At 64.9% G+C, this 22,971-nt stretch carries 22 protein-coding genes; 13 read left to right on the top strand and 9 right to left on the bottom strand.

The features are described 5' to 3' along the window. Positions 1-79 precede the first annotated feature (79 nt). From HMPREF9710_RS06515 to HMPREF9710_RS06505, 3 genes are all read left to right on the top strand, one after another. Entirely contained in the window at positions 80-274 is a 195-nt protein-coding gene (locus tag HMPREF9710_RS06515; RefSeq protein ID WP_005664989.1) for a zinc-finger domain-containing protein, read from the top strand. A gap of 83 nt (positions 275-357) precedes the next feature. Then, on the top strand, positions 358-1,341 hold the full coding sequence (locus HMPREF9710_RS06510; protein ID WP_005664986.1) for a YheT family hydrolase: 984 nt from the start codon (positions 358-360) through the stop codon (positions 1,339-1,341). After that, positions 1,342-1,929: a DUF2946 family protein gene (locus HMPREF9710_RS06505; protein WP_040775146.1), complete on the top strand. Its 588-nt coding sequence runs from the start codon at positions 1,342-1,344 to the stop codon at positions 1,927-1,929. Position 1,930: 1 nt separating this feature from the next. On the opposite strand, the gene HMPREF9710_RS06500 is transcribed toward HMPREF9710_RS06505, so the two are convergent. After that, the gene (locus tag HMPREF9710_RS06500) at positions 1,931-3,502 is read right to left on the bottom strand and encodes a beta-barrel assembly-enhancing protease (protein ID WP_005664983.1); all 1,572 of its coding nucleotides are present in this window, start codon (positions 3,500-3,502) and stop codon (positions 1,931-1,933) included. A 101-nt stretch (positions 3,503-3,603) separates the two neighbouring features. Between HMPREF9710_RS06500 and moaC the strand changes: the two genes are divergently transcribed. The 4 genes from moaC (at position 3,604) to HMPREF9710_RS06480 (ending at position 5,885) form a co-directional block, all read left to right on the top strand. Next, positions 3,604-4,110, top strand: a complete 507-nt coding sequence (gene moaC / locus HMPREF9710_RS06495) for a cyclic pyranopterin monophosphate synthase MoaC (protein WP_005664981.1) — start codon at positions 3,604-3,606, stop codon at positions 4,108-4,110. A 117-nt stretch (positions 4,111-4,227) separates the two neighbouring features. After that, positions 4,228-4,563, top strand: a complete 336-nt coding sequence (locus tag HMPREF9710_RS06490) for a hypothetical protein (protein ID WP_005664979.1) — start codon at positions 4,228-4,230, stop codon at positions 4,561-4,563. A 33-nt stretch (positions 4,564-4,596) separates the two neighbouring features. After that, on the top strand, positions 4,597-4,992 hold the full coding sequence (locus HMPREF9710_RS06485) for a VOC family protein (RefSeq protein ID WP_005664977.1): 396 nt from the start codon (positions 4,597-4,599) through the stop codon (positions 4,990-4,992). A 182-nt stretch (positions 4,993-5,174) separates the two neighbouring features. Next, on the top strand, positions 5,175-5,885 hold the full coding sequence (locus HMPREF9710_RS06480) for a flagellar brake protein (protein WP_005664975.1): 711 nt from the start codon (positions 5,175-5,177) through the stop codon (positions 5,883-5,885). Here HMPREF9710_RS06480 and HMPREF9710_RS06475 read toward each other — a convergent pair. Next, the gene (locus HMPREF9710_RS06475; RefSeq protein WP_157225439.1) at positions 5,882-6,814 is read right to left on the bottom strand and encodes a MerR family transcriptional regulator; all 933 of its coding nucleotides are present in this window, start codon (positions 6,812-6,814) and stop codon (positions 5,882-5,884) included. The two genes, HMPREF9710_RS06480 and HMPREF9710_RS06475, sit on opposite strands and share 4 nt — an antisense overlap. Before the next feature lie 223 nt (positions 6,815-7,037). Between HMPREF9710_RS06475 and HMPREF9710_RS06470 the strand changes: the two genes are divergently transcribed. Beyond that, positions 7,038-9,095 carry a S9 family peptidase gene (locus HMPREF9710_RS06470; protein ID WP_005664971.1) on the top strand — a complete coding sequence of 686 codons (2,058 nt, stop codon included), beginning with the start codon at positions 7,038-7,040 and terminating at the stop codon, positions 9,093-9,095. Positions 9,096-9,158: 63 nt separating this feature from the next. Here the strand turns inward: HMPREF9710_RS06470 and HMPREF9710_RS06465 are convergent, their stop codons facing one another. The 6 genes from HMPREF9710_RS06465 to recA all read right to left on the bottom strand — a co-directional run bounded on the left by HMPREF9710_RS06465 (position 9,159) and on the right by recA (position 14,774). Further along, positions 9,159-9,617, bottom strand: coding sequence for a pilin (locus HMPREF9710_RS06465; RefSeq protein ID WP_005664969.1), 459 nt, complete (start codon positions 9,615-9,617; stop codon positions 9,159-9,161). Positions 9,618-9,921: 304 nt separating this feature from the next. Beyond that, positions 9,922-10,803, bottom strand: coding sequence for a succinate--CoA ligase subunit alpha (gene sucD, locus HMPREF9710_RS06460; RefSeq protein WP_005664967.1), 882 nt, complete (start codon positions 10,801-10,803; stop codon positions 9,922-9,924). A gap of 18 nt (positions 10,804-10,821) precedes the next feature. Further along, positions 10,822-11,991 carry an ADP-forming succinate--CoA ligase subunit beta gene (gene sucC, locus HMPREF9710_RS06455; protein ID WP_005664966.1) on the bottom strand — a complete coding sequence of 390 codons (1,170 nt, stop codon included), beginning with the start codon at positions 11,989-11,991 and terminating at the stop codon, positions 10,822-10,824. A gap of 67 nt (positions 11,992-12,058) precedes the next feature. Beyond that, positions 12,059-12,622 (bottom strand): DUF2889 domain-containing protein, encoded by a 564-nt coding sequence (locus HMPREF9710_RS06450; RefSeq protein WP_005664964.1) that lies wholly within the window; start codon positions 12,620-12,622, stop codon positions 12,059-12,061. 541 nt (positions 12,623-13,163) lie between these two features. Continuing rightward, on the bottom strand, positions 13,164-13,625 hold the full coding sequence (gene recX, locus HMPREF9710_RS06445) for a recombination regulator RecX (RefSeq protein WP_005664963.1): 462 nt from the start codon (positions 13,623-13,625) through the stop codon (positions 13,164-13,166). 72 nt (positions 13,626-13,697) lie between these two features. Beyond that, positions 13,698-14,774, bottom strand: coding sequence for a recombinase RecA (recA, locus tag HMPREF9710_RS06440; protein WP_005664962.1), 1,077 nt, complete (start codon positions 14,772-14,774; stop codon positions 13,698-13,700). Between the two features lie 202 nt (positions 14,775-14,976). Here recA and HMPREF9710_RS06435 point away from each other — a divergent pair, with 202 nt between their 5' ends. The 5 genes from HMPREF9710_RS06435 (at position 14,977) to HMPREF9710_RS06415 (ending at position 21,790) form a co-directional block, all read left to right on the top strand. Continuing rightward, entirely contained in the window at positions 14,977-15,711 is a 735-nt protein-coding gene (locus HMPREF9710_RS06435; RefSeq protein ID WP_005664960.1) for a response regulator transcription factor, read from the top strand. Further along, a complete protein-coding gene (locus tag HMPREF9710_RS06430) occupies positions 15,708-17,291 on the top strand; it encodes a sensor histidine kinase (RefSeq protein WP_005664958.1) in 1,584 nt (527 codons plus the stop codon). The genes HMPREF9710_RS06435 and HMPREF9710_RS06430 overlap by 4 nt, the downstream gene beginning before the upstream one ends. Further along, positions 17,269-17,592 (top strand): DUF4212 domain-containing protein, encoded by a 324-nt coding sequence (locus HMPREF9710_RS06425; RefSeq protein ID WP_005664956.1) that lies wholly within the window; start codon positions 17,269-17,271, stop codon positions 17,590-17,592. The genes HMPREF9710_RS06430 and HMPREF9710_RS06425 overlap by 23 nt, the downstream gene beginning before the upstream one ends. Further along, positions 17,589-19,649 carry a sodium:solute symporter family protein gene (locus HMPREF9710_RS06420; RefSeq protein WP_005664954.1) on the top strand — a complete coding sequence of 687 codons (2,061 nt, stop codon included), beginning with the start codon at positions 17,589-17,591 and terminating at the stop codon, positions 19,647-19,649. The genes HMPREF9710_RS06425 and HMPREF9710_RS06420 overlap by 4 nt, the downstream gene beginning before the upstream one ends. A 110-nt stretch (positions 19,650-19,759) precedes the next feature. After that, positions 19,760-21,790, top strand: a complete 2,031-nt coding sequence (locus HMPREF9710_RS06415; RefSeq protein WP_005664952.1) for an alpha/beta hydrolase family protein — start codon at positions 19,760-19,762, stop codon at positions 21,788-21,790. A gap of 60 nt (positions 21,791-21,850) precedes the next feature. Here HMPREF9710_RS06415 and purM read toward each other — a convergent pair whose 3' ends face one another. Then, a complete protein-coding gene (gene purM, locus HMPREF9710_RS06410) occupies positions 21,851-22,894 on the bottom strand; it encodes a phosphoribosylformylglycinamidine cyclo-ligase (RefSeq protein WP_005664950.1) in 1,044 nt (347 codons plus the stop codon). Positions 22,895-22,971: the final 77 nt, after the last annotated feature.

Below are 22,971 nucleotides of genomic sequence, written 5' to 3'. Positions count from 1 at the left end.
TATTTTACGGTCATTTCGACAATAGAGCGAATCCGTTAAAATCCAGTCTTTGCCCAACTTGCCTGACGGAGAGAAACAGATGAATCAAAAGACGATGCCTGTGGTGGAGCTCACGGCCAAGGACCTGCCGGCCTATTGCCCCAACCCGGCAATGCCGCTGTGGTCCTCGCACCCGCGCGTCTTCCTCGACTTCGACCACCACGGCGAGGCCAAGTGCCCCTACTGCGGCACCCAGTACCGTCTGGCGCCGGGCACCGTGCTCAAGCACCACTGATTTTCTTTCCATGCGGCACGCGCGTCGTTACCTCCACTGGAGGTAACGACTTCCCGCGAAGGCGGGAACCCAAGTTCTTCCTAATGCACTACCCAGCTCCTTCGTGGCTGCCCGGCGGCCACCTGCAGACCATCTATCCGGCGACCTGCATCGCCAAGCCGCCGGTCGCCTACCGCCGCGAACGCTGGCACAGCGCGGACGGCGACTTCGTCGACCTCGACTTCGTGGACGGCCGGCCCGGCCAGCCGCTGGTGGTGCTGTTCCATGGCCTGGAAGGCAGTTCGAACAGCCATTACGCGCGCGGCCTGATGGCGGCGCTGGCCGCGCGCGGCTGGTCGGGCGTGGTGCCGCATTTTCGCGGCTGCTCCGGCGAAGCCAACCTGGCGCCGCGCTTCTATCACTCGGGCGACGCAAGCGAAGTCGACTGGATCGTGCGCAAGCTGCGCGCGTCCCACCAAGGCGCGCTGTATGCGGCCGGCGTCTCGCTGGGCGGCAATGCGCTGCTGCGCTGGCTGGGCGAATCGGGCCATGGCGCCGAGATCGTCGATGCGGCCTGCGCCGTGTCGGCCCCGCTCGACCTCGCGCGCGGGGGCGAGGCGCTGTCGTCCGGCTTCAATATGCTGTACACCCGGATGTTCCTGCAGACCCTCAAGCCGAAGTGTCTGGCCAAGCTGGAGCAATTTCCCGGCCTGTTCGACCGCGCCGCCCTGCTCGCCGCGCGCGACCTGTATGCCTTCGACAATGTCGTCACGGCGCCGCTGCACGGCTACCGCGACACCGACGACTACTGGCACCGCGCCAGCGCCCGCCATGTGCTGCACGACATCACGGTGCCGACGCTGGTGCTCAATGCCCGCAACGATCCCTTCTTGCCGGGCATTCACCTGCCGACGTCGGCCTCGAACGCGGTGACGCTCGAGTATCCGGCGCAGGGTGGACACGTCGGCTTTGCCGTCGGCCCGTTCCCGGGACGGATCGACTGGCTGCCGCGGCGTATCCTGCACCACTTTGACGCCGTCAATGGCATGCGCGCGCTGGCGCCGGCCGAACCATGCGATGCTGCCTGAATGGACGATATCGTAAAACAGGCAATGGCCAAGTGGCCGAACGTGCCCCACTGCTACGGCTGGCTCGCGCTCGACGCGCGCGGCGGCTGGCGCATGCGCGACGAAGCGGCCCAGCGCGCCAACGCGGCGGGCGATCGCTTGAACAATCCGGCGCTGGTGGGTTTCATCAACCGCAATTACCTGCACGACGAGCGCGGCAACTGGTATTTCCAGAACGGGCCACAGCGCGTGTACGTGAACCTGGAAGCCACGCCCTTCATCGCGCGCACCGATCCGCAGCAAGGGCTGGTGCTGCAGACCGGACAGGCGCTGGCCGATCTAGAGCGGGTGGTCCTGAGCGATGCCGGTGCGCTGGTGTTCGTGGCGGACGAGACGGTGGCGCAGCTGGACGACCGCGACGTGGCCCAGGTGCTGGGCCTGCTCGAGCTCGACGGCGCCGCGGCCTCGGACGAGGCGGTGATGGCGTGGCTAGAAAATGGCAATGGCCGCCTGGTGCTGCCGTGGAACGGCAGGCCGCACGAGGTCGAGCGGATGGCGGCCGGCGACATCGCGTCCAGGTTCGGCTTCAACCGGACGCCGATGCCTTAAATCACTCCTCTTCGGCCTCCTCCTTCGCTTTCTTCTGTTTCTCCTGCAGCTCGCGCACGCGTGCATCGATGACCGCCTGGTCGTAGAACGACGCATCGCTGGCCTTGCGCGCCAGTTCGAGCTGGGCCATCGCCGCCGGCACGGCGCCGGCCAGCACGTACGACTCCGCCAGCGCCATGTGCTGCAGCGCGATCTTGCCCTGCTTGGCATAGGTCCTGGCCAGCATGTCGTGCAGCTTGCGTTCCTCCCGATACTGCTGGGCCTGGTCGCGCAGGAACAGCGCCGCCTCATCGAAACGGTCGGTCGCGATCAGGGCCTGCGCGTACTGGTGCGCGAGCGAGCGCGACAGCGGGAAGCGCTGGCGCGCCGCATCGGCGTCCTTGACCGCTTCTTCCAGCACGGACCTCGGCTGGCCCGGCGCCATCTTGATCTCCAGCGCCAGCCCGGCGAACATGGTCGCGCCATCGCCCACGTTCGACGGCGCCACCGACAGCACCCCTTCGCGCGGCTTCATGGTCTCGAGCGCCTTGTCGAGCCAGCGCTGCGCGCCGGCCAGGTCGTTCTCCTTGAGCGCCAGATAGGCCAGGCCGTACTGGGCTCCGGCCTGCCACTGGCGGTGGGGCTGCTCCCTGAGCTGGGTCTCGAAGGCGGTGCGCGTGTCGCGCCGACCCTGCTCGCTCCCGTCCTGCAGCACGCGGGTGCGCGCGCGCACCAGATGAAAATCGAGGCTGTCGATGCGCTGCTTCTTGGGAATCTCGCGGATGCGCGCCTGCATGTCGGTGATCCGATCCTGGGTCAGCGGGTGGCTGCTCAGGCTGGCCAGGCCGGGAGGCAGGTCGCCATACAGCCTGGAGGCGGCCTGCAGGCGCCGGAAGAAAGCGACGATGCCGGTGGTATCGTAGCCGCCCGCCTCCATGATCTGGAAGCCGACGCGGTCGGCCTCGCGCTCGGCGTCGCGGCTGAAGTTCAGCTGGCGCTGGACGGCCAGGCCCTGGCCTCCCATCAGCACGCCCATGGCCGCATCCGAGCTGGCCCGGGCCGCCAGCGCCGCCAGGATCATCGACGCCAGCGGCAGCAGGACGTCCTGGCGCTGCTGGCCCAGCCGGCGCGCGATATGGCGCTGGGTGACGTGGCCGATCTCGTGCGCCATCACGCCGGCCAGTTCCGATTCGGTCTGGGCCGCGATGATCAGGCCCGAGTGGGCGCCGATGAAGCCGCCCGGCATCGCGAACGCGTTCAGGGCCGGATCGCGCACGGCGAAGAAGTGAAAGTCGGCATTGGTCTCGCCGCGCGCGCCGGGCACGGCGGCGACCAGGCCATTGCCGAAATTGTTCAGGTATTCGGAGATCGGCTCGTCGTCGAGGTAATCGCGATCGCGCCGGACGTCGCGCATGAATTCCTCGCCCAGCTTGCGCTCGACGACGGGCGACAGGTCGCCGCGCGCGGTGTCGCCGAGCGTGGGCAGGCGGGTCGAATCGGGCCGCCTGAACACGTCGGACTGCGCTGCAACGGGGAAGGCGGTCGCCATGCACAAGGCCATGACGGACAGGGAGGAGCGCCAGCGGCGCGTCATTGCTGGACGGACGACGGATTTCACGGTGCTATCATACCTGCATCCGCGCACATCTTGCTGCTCAGCGAACCATTTTGTAACCAGAACGTATTAACCGAGTAATGACGAATCCGATCCCGACCGCAGACCATTTGACCCACTTCGACGCCACCGGCCAGGCCCATATGGTCGACGTCGGCGCGAAACAGGACACGCACCGCACCGCGGTGGCGGCCGGGACCATCCGTATGAAGCCGGAGACGCTGGCCCTGATCACGTCGGGCAGCGCCAAGAAGGGCGACGTGATCGGCATCGCGCGCATCGCGGCGATCATGGCGTCCAAGCGCACCAGCGACCTGGTGCCGCTGTGCCATCCGCTGCCGATCACGCGCGTGACGGTGGATTTCGAGATCGACGAGGCGGCCAACAGCGTGCATTGCCGGGCGCAGGTGGAAACCATCGGCAAGACCGGGGTCGAGATGGAAGCACTCACTGCGGTGCAGGTGGGCCTGCTGACCGTGTACGACATGTGCAAGGCGGTCGATCGGGGGATGGTGATGACCAATGTGCGGGTGATGGAGAAGCACGGGGGCAAGAGCGGGGACTGGACCGCCGATATCGACGCCTGACCGGTTCGACAACTTGCCCAATGCTGTAGACAACGTCCATACTCGGCCTATACTGATGGGCGACGCCCAAAGCGTCTTTCCCCACTCCAACCTGCTATCTGCCCGAGAGGATGTGTCATGACGACCGCATACCCGCAGTTCACCGCAGCGACCGCCCAGCTGAACGCCCTGCCCTATCAAGATGCATTCCTGAAGATCGCTAATGTCTACGCGGATTCGACCCGCGCCAGCCTGGAGCAGCTCTGGATCAGCTCGTCCAAGATCATCATGGAAGAGACGATGAAGGCCTTCATCGCCGCTTCGCAGTCGTGCGCCGAAGCCTTGACCAGGAATGCCGTGTCGGTCCAGCAGCAGTCATTCGGCCGGCTCATCAGCGCCAACCAGAAGGCGGTCGAGATCATGGGGCAGAGCTTTGCCGACGCCATGGCGTCCGGCTGGAAACCCGCGCGCTGAGCACCGCGCTCCATCACTCGATAGGAGTCGACGATGGCAAGCAGCATCACTCCATTCCTGATGTTCGAAGGTTCGGCCGAGGAAGCGATGCGTTTCTATGTCTCGCTGTTCGCCCGCTCCGAAGTCAAGCAGATCGAGCACTACAAGAGCGGCGAAATGGGCCCCGAAGGGACCGTCAAGCGGGCCGATTTCTCCCTCGCCGGCCAGCCCGTGATCTGCATCGACAGTCCGGCCAAGCACGCGTTTACCTTCACACCATCCATGTCGCTGTTCGTGGAGTGCCAGGACGAGGCCGAGTTCGACACCGCCTTCGCCCGGCTGGCGGACGGCGGCAAGCTGCTGATGCCGCCGGATAATTATGGGTTCAGCCGCAAGTTCGGCTGGCTGAGCGACCGCTTTGGCGTTTCATGGCAGCTCAACCTGACCTGACTCGAGGGGGCTCGTTTTTCTTCTCAGGTCATCGGAGCCGGCAGGCGAATACGGCCGCCATTGACTTATTGCTACCAGCTGTCGGAAGCAAGCAGTGACATTAAGATACATTCCAGAGGTAAAGCTGCTGCTATCATGCCGGCTTTTCTCTGCGGCAATGGCCGCCCGCTTGTTTTACCGATATGAACAGCGCCCAAGCCCATGAGCTGAAGCCCCAGGAATACGAATTCGAAACGCTGAACATGCAGGTCGGCGTCCGCCTGCAGCTCATCACGCACCGGCGGCTCAAGCCGGTCGCGCATTTTTCCAGCCTCATCGGCTACGTCAGGGACGAGTACCTGATCCTCAAGATCCCCTTCGAGGACGGGGTGCCGATCGGACTGACCGAAGGCGAGCGCGTGACGATCCGGGTGTTTTCCGGCGTGAACGTGTGTTCGTTCGCCTCCACGGTCGAGCGCGTTTTCAGCCGTCCCCTGTTCTACGTCCATCTTTCATTCCCGACCTCGATCCAGGGCACCAGCCTGCGCGGCGCGATGCGGGTGCGCGCCGACCTGCCGGTGCGGGTGGCCGGCATGAAGGTCGCGGCGCCGATGGATTGCCAGCTGGCGAACGTGTCGGTGACGGGCGCCCGCATCGATTCGTCGCAGCCCTTGCCGCCCGATGAAGACATCGTGGATCTGCGGTTCGCGCTGATGGTCCCGCCCGACAACCGGGAAACCCAGGTGCGCACCCGGGCCAGCATCCGGAACCTGGCGGTCGGCAAGCCGGCGGACGGCCAGGCCGAGATGTACAGCTATGGCGTGCAGTTCATCGATCTCGATCCGGTCCACTACACGCTGCTGCAGAACATGACTTACGAGGCGCTGCTGGCCGACCGCGGCAAGATCGTCTAGGCCCAGCCTTTCGGCAACGGCAATCCTTCCTCGATCGCCAGCCTTTCCATCGCCGCCTCCAGCACCACCCGCGCGCGGCCCGATGCCAGCGCCAGCTCGGCGTGCAGCGCCGCGTCTTGCGGGTTGCGCGAGGCGCACTGCTGGCTGTAGCGCTCGAAGCTTCCCACCATCAGCAGCAGGTCCGACAGGTGGCGCGGACACTCGCAGGTCAGGCGATTGCCGGCCGCCGTGATATTGGCCAGGTCTTCGTCGGCGAAGCGCGGCGGCGCCACGGCCGCCGTCAGCGGCTCCTGCAGCGGCGGGCGATGACCGGTCAGGGCCGACTGGCACAGCAGCGCCAGTTCATTCAGGTCGGCCGGAATGCGCGCCACCAGGCAACCTTGCGCGCGCAAGGCGCGAATGGTGGCGCTCGAGCAGAAGCGGTACAGCACGACGACCGCCCCGACGCCGGCCGCATCGCGCGCGGCGGCGATGGCCGGCAGCGCCCGTTCGTCGAGTTCGGATTGTTCGATCACCAGCACGTCGGCGCCTGCATCATCCTGCAACATGTCCGCCGCCTGCGCGAGGTCGGCGCAATGGCCGCGCACGTCCAGCCCCAGGGCGCCCTGCCCCATGGCGGCCACGCGCCGCGCCAGCATGGCGCCGACCAGCAGCACCCGCACCGGGGCCGCCGCCACGGCCCTGGCCTGGCCGTCCAGGCCCAGCATCGATTGCAGCTGGTCGCGGTTGAGGCCGGCGAGCACGCCGATCGAATGCCCCTGGTCGACCAGCTGCTTGAGCAGGCCAAGGCGCGTCACCTGTTCGGCCGAGTACAGGCGCTGGCCGCGCTCGGAGCGCTGGGCATCCGACAGGCTGTAGCGGCGCTCCCATACGCGCAGGGTTTCCACCGGCAGACCAGCCAGCCGGGCGGCGGCGCCGGTGCGGTACATGATCCTTTCTTGTCCCGTTTTAAGAGAATCCGTCATTACACGTCCCGAAGTTGAACCATATTTTTGAAACCGCATGGTGTCATAGAATCGAAAAAGATGCATTTCCAGTACTCAACAGTGTCTGGGCCGGCTTCCAGTAGCGCTTCACATGCCTGTAATGCAACGTGGTAAATTGCCAGCTTGCATGCGGCACCCTGCCGCGGCACTGATCGACGAGGATGGAATGACATTTCGCTTGCTGACGATGGCGGCGGCCCTGCTGGCCGCCACCACCGCAACGGCCGCGCCGCGCGGCTTTACCGTGGAAGACCTGGTCAATATGGAACGGGTAGGCAGCCCGGCCGTGTCGCCGGACGCCAAGCGCGTGATCTATACCGTGCGCAGCACGGATATGGAAAAGAACCGCGGCAATACCCAACTGTGGATGGTCGACCTGCGCGCCGCCAAGCCTGCGCCGCAGCGCCTGACCCAGCATGCGTCCAGCAGCAGCGACCCGGAATGGTCGCCTTCGGGCGACGCCGTCTATTTCCTGTCGGCGCGCTCGGGCTCGTCGCAGGTATGGCGCCAGCCGGTCGCCGGCGGCGAGGCGGTGCAGGTGACGAACCTGCCGCTGGACGTCGACAACTTCCGCCTCGCGCCAGGCGGCGACCGCCTGGCGTTCAGCCTGGCCGTGTTCCGCGACTGCGCCGACCTGGCCTGCACCAGATCGCGCCTGGATGCCAGGGAAAAGGACAAGGCCACCGGCAAGGTCTATGACCGCCTGTTCGTGCGTCACTGGGATACCTGGAACGACCACCGCAACGCGGTGCTGTTCTCGGCGCCGATCGGTGCGGATGGCAAGGCCGGCGGCGAACCGGTCAGCCTGTCCGGCTCGCTCGACGGCGACGTGCCGTCGAAGCCGTTCGGCGACCGCGAGGAGTACCGCTTCAGCCCGGACGGCAAGACCATCGTTTTCTCGGCGCGCATCGCCGGCAAGACCGAAGCCTGGTCGACCAACTTCGACCTGTACAGCGTGCCGGCCGCAGGCGGCGCGGGGCCGCGCAACCTGACCCAGGACAATCCAGCCTGGGATACCAAGGGCACCTTCTCTCCGGATGGCCGCACCCTGGCCTATCTCGCGATGGCGCGTCCCGGCTTCGAGGCCGACCGCTACCAGGTCATGCTGATGGACGTGGCCACCGGCCAGAAGCGCAAGCTGGCGGCCGACTGGGACCGCTCGGCCGGCAACCTGGTGTGGCGTGCGGACGGCAAGGCGCTGATCGTCGATGCCGAAGACATCGGCCAGCACCGCCTGTTCTCGATCGACGTCGCCAGCGGCAAGGTGACGCCGCTGACCGACAAGGGCGTGGTCGGCGCGTATGACCTGCGGCGCGACACGCTGGTGTACACCCACGCCAACCTGCAATCGGGCGCGCAGCTGTTCTCGATGAAGCTGGGCGGCAAGCCGAAGCAGCTGACCGATGTGAACACGGAACGTTTGAAGGACGTGCGCTTTGGCGAATCGGAGCAGTTCTCGTTTGCCGGCGCCAATGGCGAGACCGTGTACGGCTACGTGATGAAGCCGTGGAATGCGCAGCCGGGCCAGAAGTATCCGGTCGCCTTCATCGTCCACGGCGGCCCGCAAGGCAGCTTCGGCAACAGCTGGAGCTATCGCTGGAATCCGCAGGTGTATGCGGGCGCGGGCTATGCGGCCGTGTTCATCGACTTCCACGGCTCGACCGGCTATGGCCAGAAGTTCACCGATTCGATCAGCAACGACTGGGGTGGCAAGCCGCTGGTCGACCTGCAGAAGGGCTATGACGCGGCGGTGCAGAAATTCGCGTGGCTCGACCGTTCACGCGACTGCGCACTGGGGGCGTCGTACGGCGGCTACATGATGAACTGGATCGCGGGTAACTGGTCGGATGAGTTCAAGTGCATCGTGAATCACGACGGCGTATTCGATACGCGCGGCATGGCGTACTCGACCGAGGAACAGTGGTTTACCGATTGGGAGAGCGGCGGGCCTTACTTCAAGGTGCCGGAGAACCATGAGCGCTTCAATCCGGTTCATCACGTGAACAAGTGGAAGACGCCGATGCTGGTGATTCAGGGCGATCTGGACTTCCGCATTCCTACCGCGCAGGCGCTGGGGACCTTTACCGCGCTGCAGCGCAAGGGGGTCGAGAGCAAGCTGCTGGTGTTCCCGGATGAGAACCATTGGGTGCTCAAGCCGGCGAACTCGGTGCAGTGGCATCACACTGTGGTGGGGTGGTTGGATCAGTACCTGAAGCAAAAATAATCGCCGGATAGCAAAAAGCCGCCAAAAGGCGGCCTTTTGTTACAGGCTAGCTAATTACATGAATTACGGGGCGGTAACAGTCTCGCAAGCTTTGCCGGTCAACTCTTCATCAATACTGGTTTCGCAGGTCCAGGCGCCATCTGCATCACGCTTCTGGGTCACGGTTTCGCCGTTCACCGAGCTTGGGCCGCTGTTGATGGTGCAGACCAAGTCGATCGCGCCAGTGGTGGTAGGAGCGCCCACGAAACTGATGTCGCAGTTCGAGGTCTCAGCCTTCAAACCGCTGGCGGCCAGCGCTGCATCTGCAGCCAAGTTCGAGTCCATGTTCAGGGCGACGTCGAGGCCAGTCTTACCAGCAGAAACTTCAGCCAGTGCAGCGCTGAACTTCGACTTGGCGACATAGTTCTGGTAAGCAGGGATGGCGACAGCTGCCAGGATGCCGATGATGGCAACAACGATCATCAGTTCAATCAGGGTGAAGCCGCCTTCGGCCTTCTTGGTTTGCATTTGCTTGAAGTTCATTTTTCTCTCCAGGGTAGTATTTCAAAAATAAGGACTACATGTCTTGTACTGCTCAGCTGCTACGCTTTCCTATATGCAAGCGCTGTGCCAGCCCGAAAACAGCAGAAAACGGTCGATTTTATTAATCCCGACATAACGAAATCGTGTGCTACGACAAAAATTGGCGCTTCGGGTGACAAAATTTGTCAGTGCCATACAGCAATTTTTGTCAGACGACGGAGATTGGCGACGAAAAATGGACCCGCAAATACAAACGGGGAGCCGAAGCTCCCCGTCTTAGCTGTCGATAAAGAGATCGTCAGAATTACAGCATCGCCTTCAGCAGACGCGCCATTTCCGACGGGTTCTTGGTGACCTTGATGCCGCAGGCTTCCATGATTTCCAGCTTGGCTTGCGCGGTGTCGGCGCCGCCCGAGATCAGCGCGCCGGCGTGGCCCATGCGCTTGCCTGGAGGCGCGGTGACGCCAGCGATGAAGCCGACGACTGGCTTCTTCATGTTGTCCTTGATCCAGTGAGCAGCGTTCGCTTCGTCCGGACCGCCGATTTCGCCGATCATGATGACCGCGTCGGTGTCAGGATCGTCGTTGAACATGCGCATCACGTCGATGTGCTTCAGGCCGTTGATTGGGTCGCCACCGATGCCGACTGCCGACGATTGTCCCAGGCCCAGCGCGGTCAGCTGGCCGACTGCTTCATAGGTCAGGGTGCCCGAACGCGACACGACGCCGATACGGCCCTTCTTGTGGATGTGGCCCGGCATGATGCCGATCTTGATTTCGTCAGGGGTGATCAGGCCTGGGCAGTTCGGGCCCAGCAGCAGGGTCTTGGAACCGGCTTTGGCCATGCGATCCTTGATTTCCATCATGTCGCGGACAGGGATGCCTTCGGTGATGCAGATTGCCAGGTCCAGCTCGGCTTCAACGGCTTCCCAGATGGCGGCGGCTGCGCCTGCCGGTGGGACGTAGATGACCGACACGGTGGCGCCGGTTTCCGACTTGGCTTCCTTGACCGATGCGTAGATTGGAATACCTTCGAAATCTTCACCGGCTTTCTTCGGGTTCACGCCTGCGACGAAGGCTTCCTTGCCGTTCGCGTAGTCGCGGCACATGCGGGTGTGGAATTGGCCGGTCTTGCCGGTGATGCCCTGGGTGATGACTTTGGTGTCTTTGTTGATCAGAATCGACATTTTTATTTCCTTAGCGAATTAGGCTTTACCAGCGGCGGCGGCGACGACCGACTTCGCTGCGTCTTCCATCGTGTCTGCGGCGATGATTGGCAGACCCGAGTCAGCCAGCATCTTCTTGCCCAGGTCTTCGTTGGTGCCCTTCATGCGCACGACCAGCGGCACTTGCAGCGACACGGCTTTCGATGCGGTGATCACGCCTTCGGCGATGACGTCGCAACGCATGATGCCGCCGAAGATGTTGACCAGGATGGCCTTCAGTTCCGGGTTCTTCAGCATGATCTTGAAGGCTTCGGTCACTTTCTCGGCCGTGGCGCCACCGCCGACGTCCAGGAAGTTGGCCGGCTCGCCGCCGAACAGCTTGATGGTGTCCATGGTGGCCATGGCCAGGCCGGCGCCGTTCACCAGGCAGCCGATGTTGCCGTCCAGCGAGATGTAGGCCAGGTCGAATTTCGATGCTTCGACTTCGGCTGGATCTTCTTCGTCCAGATCGCGGTAGGCGACGATTTCTGGATGACGGAACAGGGCGTTGGCGTCGAAGTTGAATTTCGCGTCCAGGGCGATGATCTTGCCCGAGCCGGTCACGATCAGCGGGTTGATTTCCGCCAGCGATGCGTCGGTTTCCCAGTAGGCTTTGTACAGGCCTTGCAGGTTGGCGCGGGCGTCGGCGATCGAGCCGGCCGGCACGCCGATCTTGGCGGCGACTTCGTCGGCGTCGGCGTCGGTCAGGCCGACGGCCGGGTCGATCACGACGTTGTGGATTTTTTCAGGGTTGCTGTGCGCGACTTCTTCGATGTCCATGCCGCCTTCCGACGAGGCCATCAGCACGACCTTCTGGGTCACGCGGTCGGTGACCAGCGAGACGTACAGTTCCTGCTTGATGTCGGCGCCTTCTTCGATCATCAGGCGGCGCACTTTCTGGCCTTCGGGGCCGGTCTGGTGGGTCACCAGCTGCATGCCCATGATCTGGTCGGCGTATTCCTTGACTTGTTCGATCGACTTGGCGACCTTGACGCCACCGCCCTTGCCACGGCCACCAGCGTGGATCTGGGCCTTGACCACCCAGACCGGACCGCCCAGTTCTTCAGCTGCCTTGACAGCCTCTTCCACCGACATGCACGGAATGCCGCGCGGAACGGTCACCCCGAATTTTCGGAGGATCTCTTTGCCCTGGTACTCATGGATCTTCATGCTGGCTTCCCTTCTTCTATTACTGAATTAGAAATACGGTTGAACTACAAAAATAAAACGACGAACGCTAACCCGAGACGGCCTTGATCGACCAGCGTGGGTAGTATTTGGCCACGGCAGGGCCGTCGCTGCGCAGGGCGTGGCAACGGTCGAGCTCAAATGGACGGTCGGTTGACGAGCCGCCGAGCCCGCCTGGGGCATCGACATTGTCGTCAGCAAAGGCTTGCAGGGCTGCGGTTGGCAGCACCTGGGCCAATTCGGTCAAATGGGTGCAGCCGAGCACGCCGGATAGGCGGTCTTTCAGATGCAACCGGAAATGGTTCACGAGCGAGAGCCCGATCAACTTCTTGTAGGCAGGGCCGATGGTATCGCAATAGCCCGGATACGGGACGGCATCGGATGCGGCTTCGGCATCGACGATGTTCAGGTCGCGGTCGATGGTCACGCGCAGCTTGAGGTCGTGCACCGGCGTGCCGCCGGGACGTTCGCCGGAAGCAAGCGCGACAGTACGCGTCTTCACATCGCGGATGCTGGCATCGAGGTCCCACAAGCCATCGTCGCGCGCGAACGCTTCGACTGTGATGGCGCGCGTATGCCGGAGCGAGCGCGATACGGGAGGTGACAAAGGCATAAATACCAGTGCCGTCGAGACGGCGGTTAGTGATGCAGCCGGTGTGCTTCGTGCACGTTGCCGCAGCTTCTGCGACAACAACCGCTCATGCGGCGCTGCTTAAACCCGCAAAGTTTAGCACAGCGTCCACAGCGGCGCATGGGAAAGAAAGGTTAGTAAGGGATACTACGAGGAGATGAAGGGACTTCAGGGGAATATGACGGCGCGTTTGCCGCTTATATTATTCGCCCGTCTTTAATGCGAGTCGCCAAGCCATTCACGGGGTGAATGAAAGATATGTGGTTGGGATAGGATCAGTCAGTGATCGGACGGTCAGGCGTAACAAAGCGCCAGCGTGCAGCGCCATCGCCCGTTGAGGAATATGCCCTAGGCATATCGGGAGATGGCGCTCCACGCTGGCGCCTGGAGAGGTATGGCCGCCAGATCAGCGTCACGGAGATGAAGTCCTTCGAGGCACGCTGTAGTGACGTACATCTTAGTCAAAGGCACGCTGTAATGACGCATATTGTAGTTGAACGCGTGGACGGAAAATCCGTCCACCCTACGACAACTCGTCGTCCGCAGGGCTACCCTGCATTGCCACCCGCGCCGCACGCTGGGAAAAGCCGCGCTGCAACAGGAAGCGCATCTGCTTGGCCCGCATTGCCGCGTCGGTGGCGACGGTGCCGAACTTGCGCTGCCAGACTTCGACGGCGCGCGCGGTCTCGCTGTCGGACAGCCCAGCCTTGATCTCGACCAGTGCATCGCCGGTGACGCCATGGCTTTGCAGCTCCGCCACCACACGGCTGTTGCCGTAGCGGCTGGCCTTACGGTTGATCAGGGACTCGGCAAAACGTTCTTGCGACAGCCAGTTATTCTTTTCAAGGAAATCCAGGAGGGCGTCGACGTCTTCGTCTTCCTGGGCATACTTGGCCAGCTTGCGCCGCAACTCGAACCGGCTGTGCTCGCGCTGCGACAGATAGCGCAGCGCGCGCGCCTTGAGGCTCAGTACGGGTGCTGGCATGGCAACACCATCGTCGACAACATGGCGCGAACAGCCACGGCGCTACCTTGCCGCGCCGCCCTCGCCAGACGATTACTCACCAACAGCCTGCAGCTTCGGCTTGTCGTCGCCACCGGCTGCCACCGGCGGCAGTTCACGCACGCCCAGGGCGGCGCGGACCTTGTTTTCGATCTCACGCGCCAGGGCTGGGCGATCCACCAGGAACTGACGGGCGTTGTCCTTGCCCTGGCCGATGCGCTCGCCGTTATAGCTGTACCACGAGCCCGATTTCTCGACGATCTTGTTGTCGGCGCCCAGGTCCAGGATTTCGCCTTCGCGCGAGGTGCCTGCTCCGTACAGGATGTCGAAGTGGGCTTCCTTGAACGGTGGCGCGATCTTGTTCTTGACGACCTTGACCTTGGTTTCGTTACCGATCACTTCGTCGCCCGACTTGATCGAACCGGTACGACGGATGTCCATGCGCACGGAGGCGTAGAACTTCAGTGCGTTACCGCCGGTGGTCGTCTCTGGGCTGCCGAACATGACGCCGATCTTCATGCGGATCTGGTTAATGAAGATCACCAGCGTGTTGGTGCGGTTGATCGAACCGGTCAGCTTGCGCAGTGCTTGCGACATCAGGCGCGCCTGCAGGCCCGGCAGCGAATCGCCCATGTCGCCTTCGATCTCGGCGCGCGGGGTCAGTGCCGCCACCGAGTCGATGACCACCAGGTCGACGCTGCCCGAACGCACCAGTGCGTCGGTGATTTCGAGCGCCTGTTCGCCGGTATCCGGCTGCGAGATCAGCAGGTCGCCCAGGTTGATGCCCAATTTTTGGGCATAGGTCACGTCGAGCGCGTGCTCGGCGTCGATGAAGGCGCAGGTGCCGCCCAGTTTTTGCATCTGGGCGATGGTCTGCAGGGTCAGGGTGGTTTTACCCGACGATTCAGGGCCGTAGATCTCGACGATACGGCCGCGCGGCAGGCCGCCGACGCCCAGCGCGATGTCGAGGCCCAGCGAGCCGGTGGAAACAGTCTGCACTTCCTCGACCGGTGCGCTGGTGTCCATGCGCATGACCGAGCCCTTGCCGAACTGCTTTTCGATTTGCGCCAGGGCGGCTGCCAGCGCCTTGCCTTTTTCAGAGGCGTTCAATGCGGATTTTTTGTCGTCCATGGTGTACTTTCAATCGTGGAGTAGGCAAGGTGTGGGCGCGCACGCGCACTTCAAGAGTCACTACTGTATAAAAATCCAGTGGTTTTTGCAAGCACTAATACGTGGCCATCTTGTCAAGAAATGGGGCCAGGCTCGCATTGTTGCGACAAATCAAACACAATACGGGTCTGAGTTTGTCTAACGCGATAACCGAGGTGCCATTATGCGAATTCTGCTCGCTGAAGATGATAGCGTACTTGCCGACGGCCTGACGCGATCCTTGCGCCAGTCCGGCTACGCCATCGATTACGTCAAGAACGGCCAGGATGCCGACACCGCCCTCTCCACCCAGGAGTTCGACCTGCTCATCCTCGACCTCGGCCTGCCGAAGATGTCGGGGCTCGAGGTGCTGCGCCGCCTGCGCGCCCGCGCCTCGCTGCTGCCGGTCCTGATCCTCACCGCCGCCGATTCCGTCGAGCAGCGCGTGGAAGGCCTCGACCTGGGCGCCGACGACTACATGGCCAAGCCGTTCGCCCTGTCCGAACTCGAGGCGCGGGTGCGCGCCCTCACCCGCCGCGGCGCCGGCGGCGGCCCGACCGTGGTGCGCCACGGCCCGCTGGTCTACGACCAGGTCGGCCGCAGCGCCTACATCAATGACCAGATGCTCGACCTCTCGGCGCGCGAGCTCGGCCTGCTCGAAGTGCTGCTGGCGCGCACCGGCCGTCTGGTATCCAAGGAACAATTGGTTGACCACTTGTGCGAATGGGGCGAGGAAGTCTCGAACAACGCGATCGAGGTCTACGTGCACCGCCTGCGCAAGAAGATCGAAGTCGGCGGCGTGCGCATCGCCACCGTGCGCGGCCTGGGCTACTGCCTCGAGAAATTCTCCGAGGCCGCCGCCAGCGCCTCCGCCGAGCGCAGCGCAGCAACCGCAACGGCAACCGTCGCCGACAGGTGAACGAACGCGACGCCGGCTTGACGCCCTGGCCCGAGCACGGGTCGGCTTCTGCCCCGGCCGCGCCGGCCGAGCCGACCTACGTCCCGCCGAATCCCGAGCCGGACGAGAACATCCGCCATTCGCTGTTCGGCGAGATCCTCGACTGGATGCTGGCCCCGCTGCTGCTGCTGTGGCCGATGAGCATCGCCATCACCTATCTCGTCGCCAAGTCGATCGCCAACCAGCCGTTCGACGACGCGCTCGAAGACCGGGTCACGGTGCTGGGCCAGCAGATCCGCAGCGTGGCCGGCAAGGCCGCCGGCCAGCTGCATCCGTCCGGCCGCGACATCCTGCGCGCCGACGACGTCGACAGCGTCTATTACCTGCTGGCCGGGCCCGACGGCGAGCTGCTGGACGGCGACCGCGACCTGCCGCGGCCGCGGATGAACGCCGACGACGAGCATGCGCGCAGCGGCGCGGTCGAGTTCCGCAACGACAGCATCCACGGCACGCCGATCCGGGTCGCCTACACCTACATCAACCTCGACCCCTTGCACGAGCGTTCCCCGCAGCCGCCGCTCGAACCGCCGCTGGCCCTGGTGCAGGTGGCCGAGACGCTCGACAAGCGCGCGCACCTGGCGGGCGAGATCATCAAGGGGGTGATCCTGCCCCAGTTCATCATCCTGCCGGTGATCCTGGCGCTGGTCTGGTTTGCGCTGTCGCGCGGCCTGACCCCGCTGGCCGAGCTGCAGCAGCGCATCCGGGCGCGGCCCCAGGACGACCTGTCGCCGATCGATCCGCGCCAGGTGCCCGAAGAAATCTCGCCGCTGGTCGGCTCGTTCAACGACATGCTCGAGCGCCTGGGCGAATCGGTGGCGATGCAGAAGCGCTTCATCGCCGACGCCGCGCACCAGATGAAGACCCCGCTGGCCGGCATGCGCATGCAGTCCGAGCTGGCCCTGCGCCAGCTCGACCCGGCCGAGATCCACCGCTCGCTGGAACAGCTGGCCAAGAGTTCGGAATCGGCCACGCGCCTGGTGAACCAGCTGCTGGCGCTGGCGCGCGCCGAAAACCAGCCGCAGGCCGGCCTGGCCTTCGCCGAGATCGACTTGCCGCGCCTGGCCCGCGAGACGGTGCAGGACTGGGTGCAGGCCTCGTTCGCGGGCGAGATCGACCTGGGCTTCGAGCCGCCCACCGCCGACGAAGGCCCGGTCGTCATCGCCGGCCAGCCGCTGATGCTGCGCGAACTGCTGTCGAACCTGATCGACAATGCGCTGCGCTACACGCCGGCCGGCGGCAGCGTCACGGTGCGCGTGCGGCGCGACGGCGCCGGCGGACCGGCCCTGCTCGAGGTCGAGGACACCGGCCCCGGCATCGCCCCGAGCGAGCGCGAACGCGTGTTCGAGCGCTTCTACCGCATCCTGGGCAGCAATACCCAGGGCAGCGGCCTGGGCCTGGCGATCGTGCGCGAGATCGCGCAGCAGCACGGCGCCGAGATCGACATCTTCAACAACCCGCGCAGCCACTCCGCGCGCTTCCCGGGCAGCCTGTTCCGCCTGACTTTCCCTCCTCCGCTCCATGAACCCGACGCCGCCCCTTGATCCCCACCATGACGCCGCGGCGCGGCGCCGCTGCGCCAACGCCATGCACTGGGAGCGCACCCGCAAGATGACCCTGCTGCTGCTGACGCTGTGGCTGGCGACCGGCTTCGGCACCGTGTTCTTCGCACGCGAGCTGGCGCGCTTCGAGGTGTTCGGCTGGCCGCTGTCGTTCTACATGGCGGCGCAAGGCGCCTCGCTGGTGTCGCTGGCCATCATCGGCTTCTATGCCTGGCGCATGCGCCGGCTCGACCGCGACGCTGCGGCCAATACTGCGGCGGGCGCCGGGGATAAGCCACGATGAGCGGCAAGCCACCTTATTTCAGCAAGCTGGCGCGCTACTACCTGTGGTACACCGGCTGCTTCGCGCTGTTCCTGGTCGCCGTCGCCCTGCTCGAGCAGGAGGGCATGCCGCGCCTGTGGATCGGCCACCTGTTCATGTTCGCCACCATCGCCCTGTACGCGATCATCGGCGTGATCTGCCGCACCTCGAGCGTCACCGAATACTACGTCGCCGGGCGGCGCGTGCCGGCCATGTTCAACGGCATGGCCACCGCCGCCGACTGGATCTCGGCGGCCAGCTTCATCAGCCTGGCCGGGGGCCTGTATCTGCAGGGCTTCGACGGCCTGGCCTTCATCATGGGCTGGACCGGCGGCTTCGTGCTGGTCGCGCTGCTCATCGCGCCCTACCTGCGCAAGTTCGCGCAGTACACCGTGCCCGACTTTTTGGCGGCGCGCTACGGCGGTGGAAGTGGGGACAAAGGCGGAGGCCGCGGCGCCCCGGTGCGCGCGCTGGCGGTCGGCGCCACCATCCTGGTCTCGTTCACCTACGTGGTGGCGCAGATCTACGCGGTCGGCCTGATCGCCTCGCGCTTCACCGGCGTCGACTTCTCGGTCGGGATCTTCCTGGGCCTGGCGAGCATCCTGGTGTGCTCGTTCCTGGGCGGGATGCGCGCCATCACCTGGACCCAGGTGGCGCAGTACATCATCCTGCTGGTCGCCTTCCTGATTCCGACCATGTGGCTGTCGGCCAAGCATGCCGACAATCCGATCCCCGCGGTGGCGTATGGCTCGCTGCTGCCCAAGCTGACCGCGCGCGAAGCCGAACTGGCGCGCGACCCGCGCGAAGAACAGGTGCGCGCCGAGTTCCGCCGCAGGGCCGATGAATACGCGGCGCGGCTGGACGCGCTGCCCGAATCGTGGGAGACCGGCAAGCTGGACGCCCAGCGCCAGCTGGCGGCGGCGCGCGCGCGCAACGCCTCGCTGACCGAGGTGCGCCAGGCCGAGCGCGCGCTGGCCACCTATCCCAACTCGGTGGACGAGGCGCGCTCGCAATGGAGCGAGCGGCGCGACGCCAACCTGGCGCGCGCCCGGCCGCCCGAGCCGCACGCCGAGCCCTTCCCCGGCGCCACGAAGGAAGAATCGGACGGGCGCCGCAATAACTTTTTGGCGGTGGTGTTCTGCCTGATGTTCGGCACCGCGGCGCTACCCCACATCCTGATGCGGGCCTACACCACGCCGTCGGTGAACGACACCCGGGTCTCGGTGTTCTGGACCCTGTTCTTCATCCTGCTGGTGTACCTGACGATTCCGGCGCTGGCGGTGCTGGCCAAGTACGACATCTATACCTCGCTGGTCGGCAGCGACTTCTCGGCGCTGCCCACCTGGATCTCGTACTGGGCCAACGTGGACAAGGCCAATCCCCTGGTGAGCGTGGCCGACATCAACGGCGACGGCATCGTGCAGCTGGCCGAATTCGCGATCGACGCTGACGTGCTGGTGCTGGCCACGCCCGAGATCGGCGGCCTGCCCTACGTGATCGCGGGCCTGGTCGCGGCCGGCGGCCTGGCGGCGGCGCTGTCGACCGCCGACGGCCTGTTGCTGGCGATCTCCAACGCGCTGTCGCACGACGTCTACTACAAGATGGTCAACCCGGGCGCCTCGACCCAGAAGCGGGTGACGATTTCCAAGCTGCTGCTGCTGGGGGTGGCCTTCATCGCCGCCTACGTGGCCTCGCAAAAGCCGGCCGACATCCTGTCACTTGTCGCGGCGGCGTTCTCACTTGCTGGTTCGACGCTCTTTCCGGTGCTGGTGCTGGGCGTGTTCTGGAAGCGCGCCAATCACCAGGGGGCGATCGCCGGGATGCTGGTCGGGTTCGCGGTCTGCCTGTACTACATGCTGCGCGCCAGTCCGGCGCTGGGCGGCAACCTGGGCGATGCCTGGTTCGGCATCCTGCCGATGGCGGCCGGCGTGTTCGGGGTGCCGGCCGGGATGCTGACGGTGGTGGTGGTCAGCCTGCTCACCGCGCCGCCCGGCCGCGGCAGCGAGGGCATGGTCGACTACATCCGGGCGCCGGAGTGACTTCAAGGTGAGAATTGAGTAGATTCCGGCCGGGCTCCGGATGATATCGTGATTCGTGCAGGTCGCCTCGCCGCGGCCGCTACGACAATAACGATCTCAGACGGAAAACCATGACTGCATTGACCCGCGCATTGCGCGCCGCCTCGCTGGCGGCGCTGGTGCTGTGCGGCGCGGCCCAGGCCCAGGCCCCGGCCCCGGCCACCACGTCCGCCGCACCGCCTCCCCTCTCCGCCTTCTTCGGCAACTCCCCATTCGGCGACGCCAAGCTCTCGCCCACGGCACGCTACCTGGCCGTGCGCGCCAGCGCCCCCGGCCAGCGCGACTTCCTGATGGTGATCGACCTGGACACCAAGGCCGGCAAGATCATCGCCAACTACAGCGATGCCGACGTCAACGGCTTTTACTGGATCAACGACACGCGCCTGGTCTTCGACACCCACGAAAAAGGCGTGGGGCCGGGCGACCAGCGTTTCGCGCCCGGCCTGTATGCAGTGGACCACGACGGCGGACGCTTCGTCGAACTGGCCAGCCGCACCGGCAGGTCGGCCAACGAGGGTTCGCGCACGGCGCGCAAGCTGCTGCCGGTCCAGAGCCGGATCGCCGGCAATATGCCGTGGGAAGGCTCGGACTACACCTATGTGGCGTCGGCGGTCGGCAACATGAAGGGAGAGATGAGTCACGTCGACCTGCTGCGCGTCAATACCGTCACCGGCCAGTACAGCACCGTGCCGCGCCCGGGCAATACCTTTGGCTGGCTGCTCGACCACAAGGGGGAGCCGCGCCTGGCGATCACCCACAAGGACCTCACCAGGACGATCCAGTATCTCGACCCGGCCACCGGCGAGTGGCGCGCGCTGGCCAGCTCCCCGATTTTCCAGGAAACCGCCGACACCATCGAGCCGCTGGGCTTCGGCCCGACCGGCAACCTGTTCGTCGTGGCCCGCGGCAAGACCGGCCTGAAGGCGCTGCACACCCTCGACGTTGCCACCGGCAAGCGCGATCCGCAGCCACTGCTGTCCGCCCCCGGCTACGATTTCGACGGCGGCCTCGTGGTCAACAGCGACAAGGTGCTCGGGGTCCTGTTCCGGACCGACGCGATGTCGAACGAGTGGTTCGATCCCGCCATGAAACAGGTCCAGCAGGACGTCGACAAGCTGCTGCCCACGACCGTCAACCTGGTCTCGGTGCCGGGGCACGCGACGTCGCCGCTGGCCGTGGTCACCGCGTATTCCGACGTCGTCGCCCCCATCTTCTTCCTGTACGACACCCGGACGAAAGCGCTGAACAAGATCGGCGAAGCGCGCCCCGGCCTGCAGCCGGCGCAGATGGGACGCCAGCAATTCTTCCGCTACAAGGCGCGCGACGGCATGGACATCCCGGCGCTGCTGACGCTGCCGCCGGGCGCGCAACGCAGCGGCCTGCCCCTGGTGGTCATGGTGCATGGCGGCCCCTACGTCCGCGGCGCCTCCTGGGGCTGGTCGCCCGTGTCGCAATTCCTGGCCTCGCGCGGCTATGCGGTGCTGGAACCGGAATTTCGCGGCAGCCAGGGCTTCGGCTCGCAGCATGAGCGCGCCGGCTACAAGCAATGGGGCCTGGCGATGCAGAACGATATCGCCGACGGCGCGCGCTGGGCGATCGACAAGGGGATCGTCGATCCCAAGCGCATCTGCATCGCCGGCGGCAGCTATGGCGGCTACGCCACCCTGATGGGCCTGGTCAACGATCCGGACCTGTACAAGTGCGGGATCAATATCGTCGGCGTGACCGATATCGGCCTGCTGTTCGACAATGGCTGGAGCCTGAGCGACGACGTCTCGCGCGACACCAAGGAACACAGCATGCCTGAAAAGATCGGCGATCCGGTTAAGGACGCGGCCCAGTTCAAGGCCACCTCGCCCATCCAGCAGGCCGCGCGCATCACCCAGCCATTGATTCTGGCCTATGGCGGGGTCGACCGGCGCGTGCCGATCAACCACGGCACCGCGTTCCGCAACGCCGTCATGCGCACCAACAAGAACGTCGAGTGGATCGAGTATCCGGAAGAAGGCCATGGCTGGTCGCTGGAAAAGAACCGCCTCGACTTCTGGGGCCGGGTCGAGACCTTCCTCGACAAGCACATCGGCAGCGGCGCGGCGCGCTGAGCGGCCGGATGTGAAAACGGGCGCCCGCAGGCGCCCGTCTCGCGTGCGAAGATCCGCCGCTTACAGCACGACGGTCTGCGCCTGGCCTTCTTCGCGGGCGCGGATCTCGCCGATGCGGTAGACGGTCTCGCCGGCCGCTTCCAGCTGGGCAAACGCCGCATCCGCGTTTTCTTTCGAGACGATCACGGTCATGCCGATGCCGCAGTTGAACACGCGGTGCATCTCGGCATCCGCCACGCCGCCATGCTGCTGCAGCCACTTGAACAGCGGCGGCATGGTCCACGACGACGCGTCCAGCACGGCGGTCAGGTTATCCTGCAGCACGCGCGGGATGTTCTCGACCAGGCCGCCGCCGGTGATGTGCACCAGGCCCTTCACTTCCATCGAGGCCATCAGGGCCAGCAGCGGCTTGACGTAGAGGCGGGTCGGCGCCATCAGCACGTCGGCCAGCTTGCGGCCGTGGAAATCGGCCTCGAGGTCGGGCTTGGCGACGCTGATGATTTTACGCACCAGCGAGTAACCATTGGAGTGGATGCCCGACGAGGCCAGGCCCAGCACCACGTCGCCTGGCACGATCTTGCTGCCGTCGATGATCTGCGATTTCTCGACCGCGCCGACGGCGAAGCCGGCCAGGTCGTATTCGCCGTCCGGGTACATGCCCGGCATTTCGGCGGTTTCACCGCCCAGCAGGGCGCAGCCCGACTCTTCGCAGCCCTTGGCGATGCCCGAGACCACGGCGGTGGCGGTTGCCACGTCCAGCTTGCCGCACGCAAAGTAGTCGAGGAAGAACAGCGGCTCGGCGCCCTGCACCAGGATGTCGTTGACGCTCATGGCGACCAGGTCGATGCCGACGGTATCGTGGCGGTTCAGCTCGAACGCCAGCTTGAGCTTGGTGCCCACGCCGTCGGTGCCCGAGACCAGGACCGGTTCCTTGAACTTCTTGCTGATCTCAAACAGACCGCCGAAGCCGCCGATCCCGCCCAGCACGCCTTCGCGCATGGTGCGCTTGGCGAGCGGCTTGATCGCTTCGACCAGGGCGTCGCCGGCATCGATATCGACACCCGCGTCGCGGTAAGAGAGAGAAACATTAGATGGTTGGCTCATGGTATTTGGCAGCGGAGGCGGTAAAATAGGAGGCGACCGGCAAAACTGGTCAATCCACTATTTTAGCAAAACGGTTC

It is taken from the genome of Massilia timonae CCUG 45783, from assembly GCF_000315425.1.
Classification (GTDB): domain Bacteria; phylum Pseudomonadota; class Gammaproteobacteria; order Burkholderiales; family Burkholderiaceae_D; genus Telluria; species Telluria timonae.
Note: the sequence above shows the minus strand (reverse complement) of the source record. Positions and strands in the feature narration are given on the sequence as shown.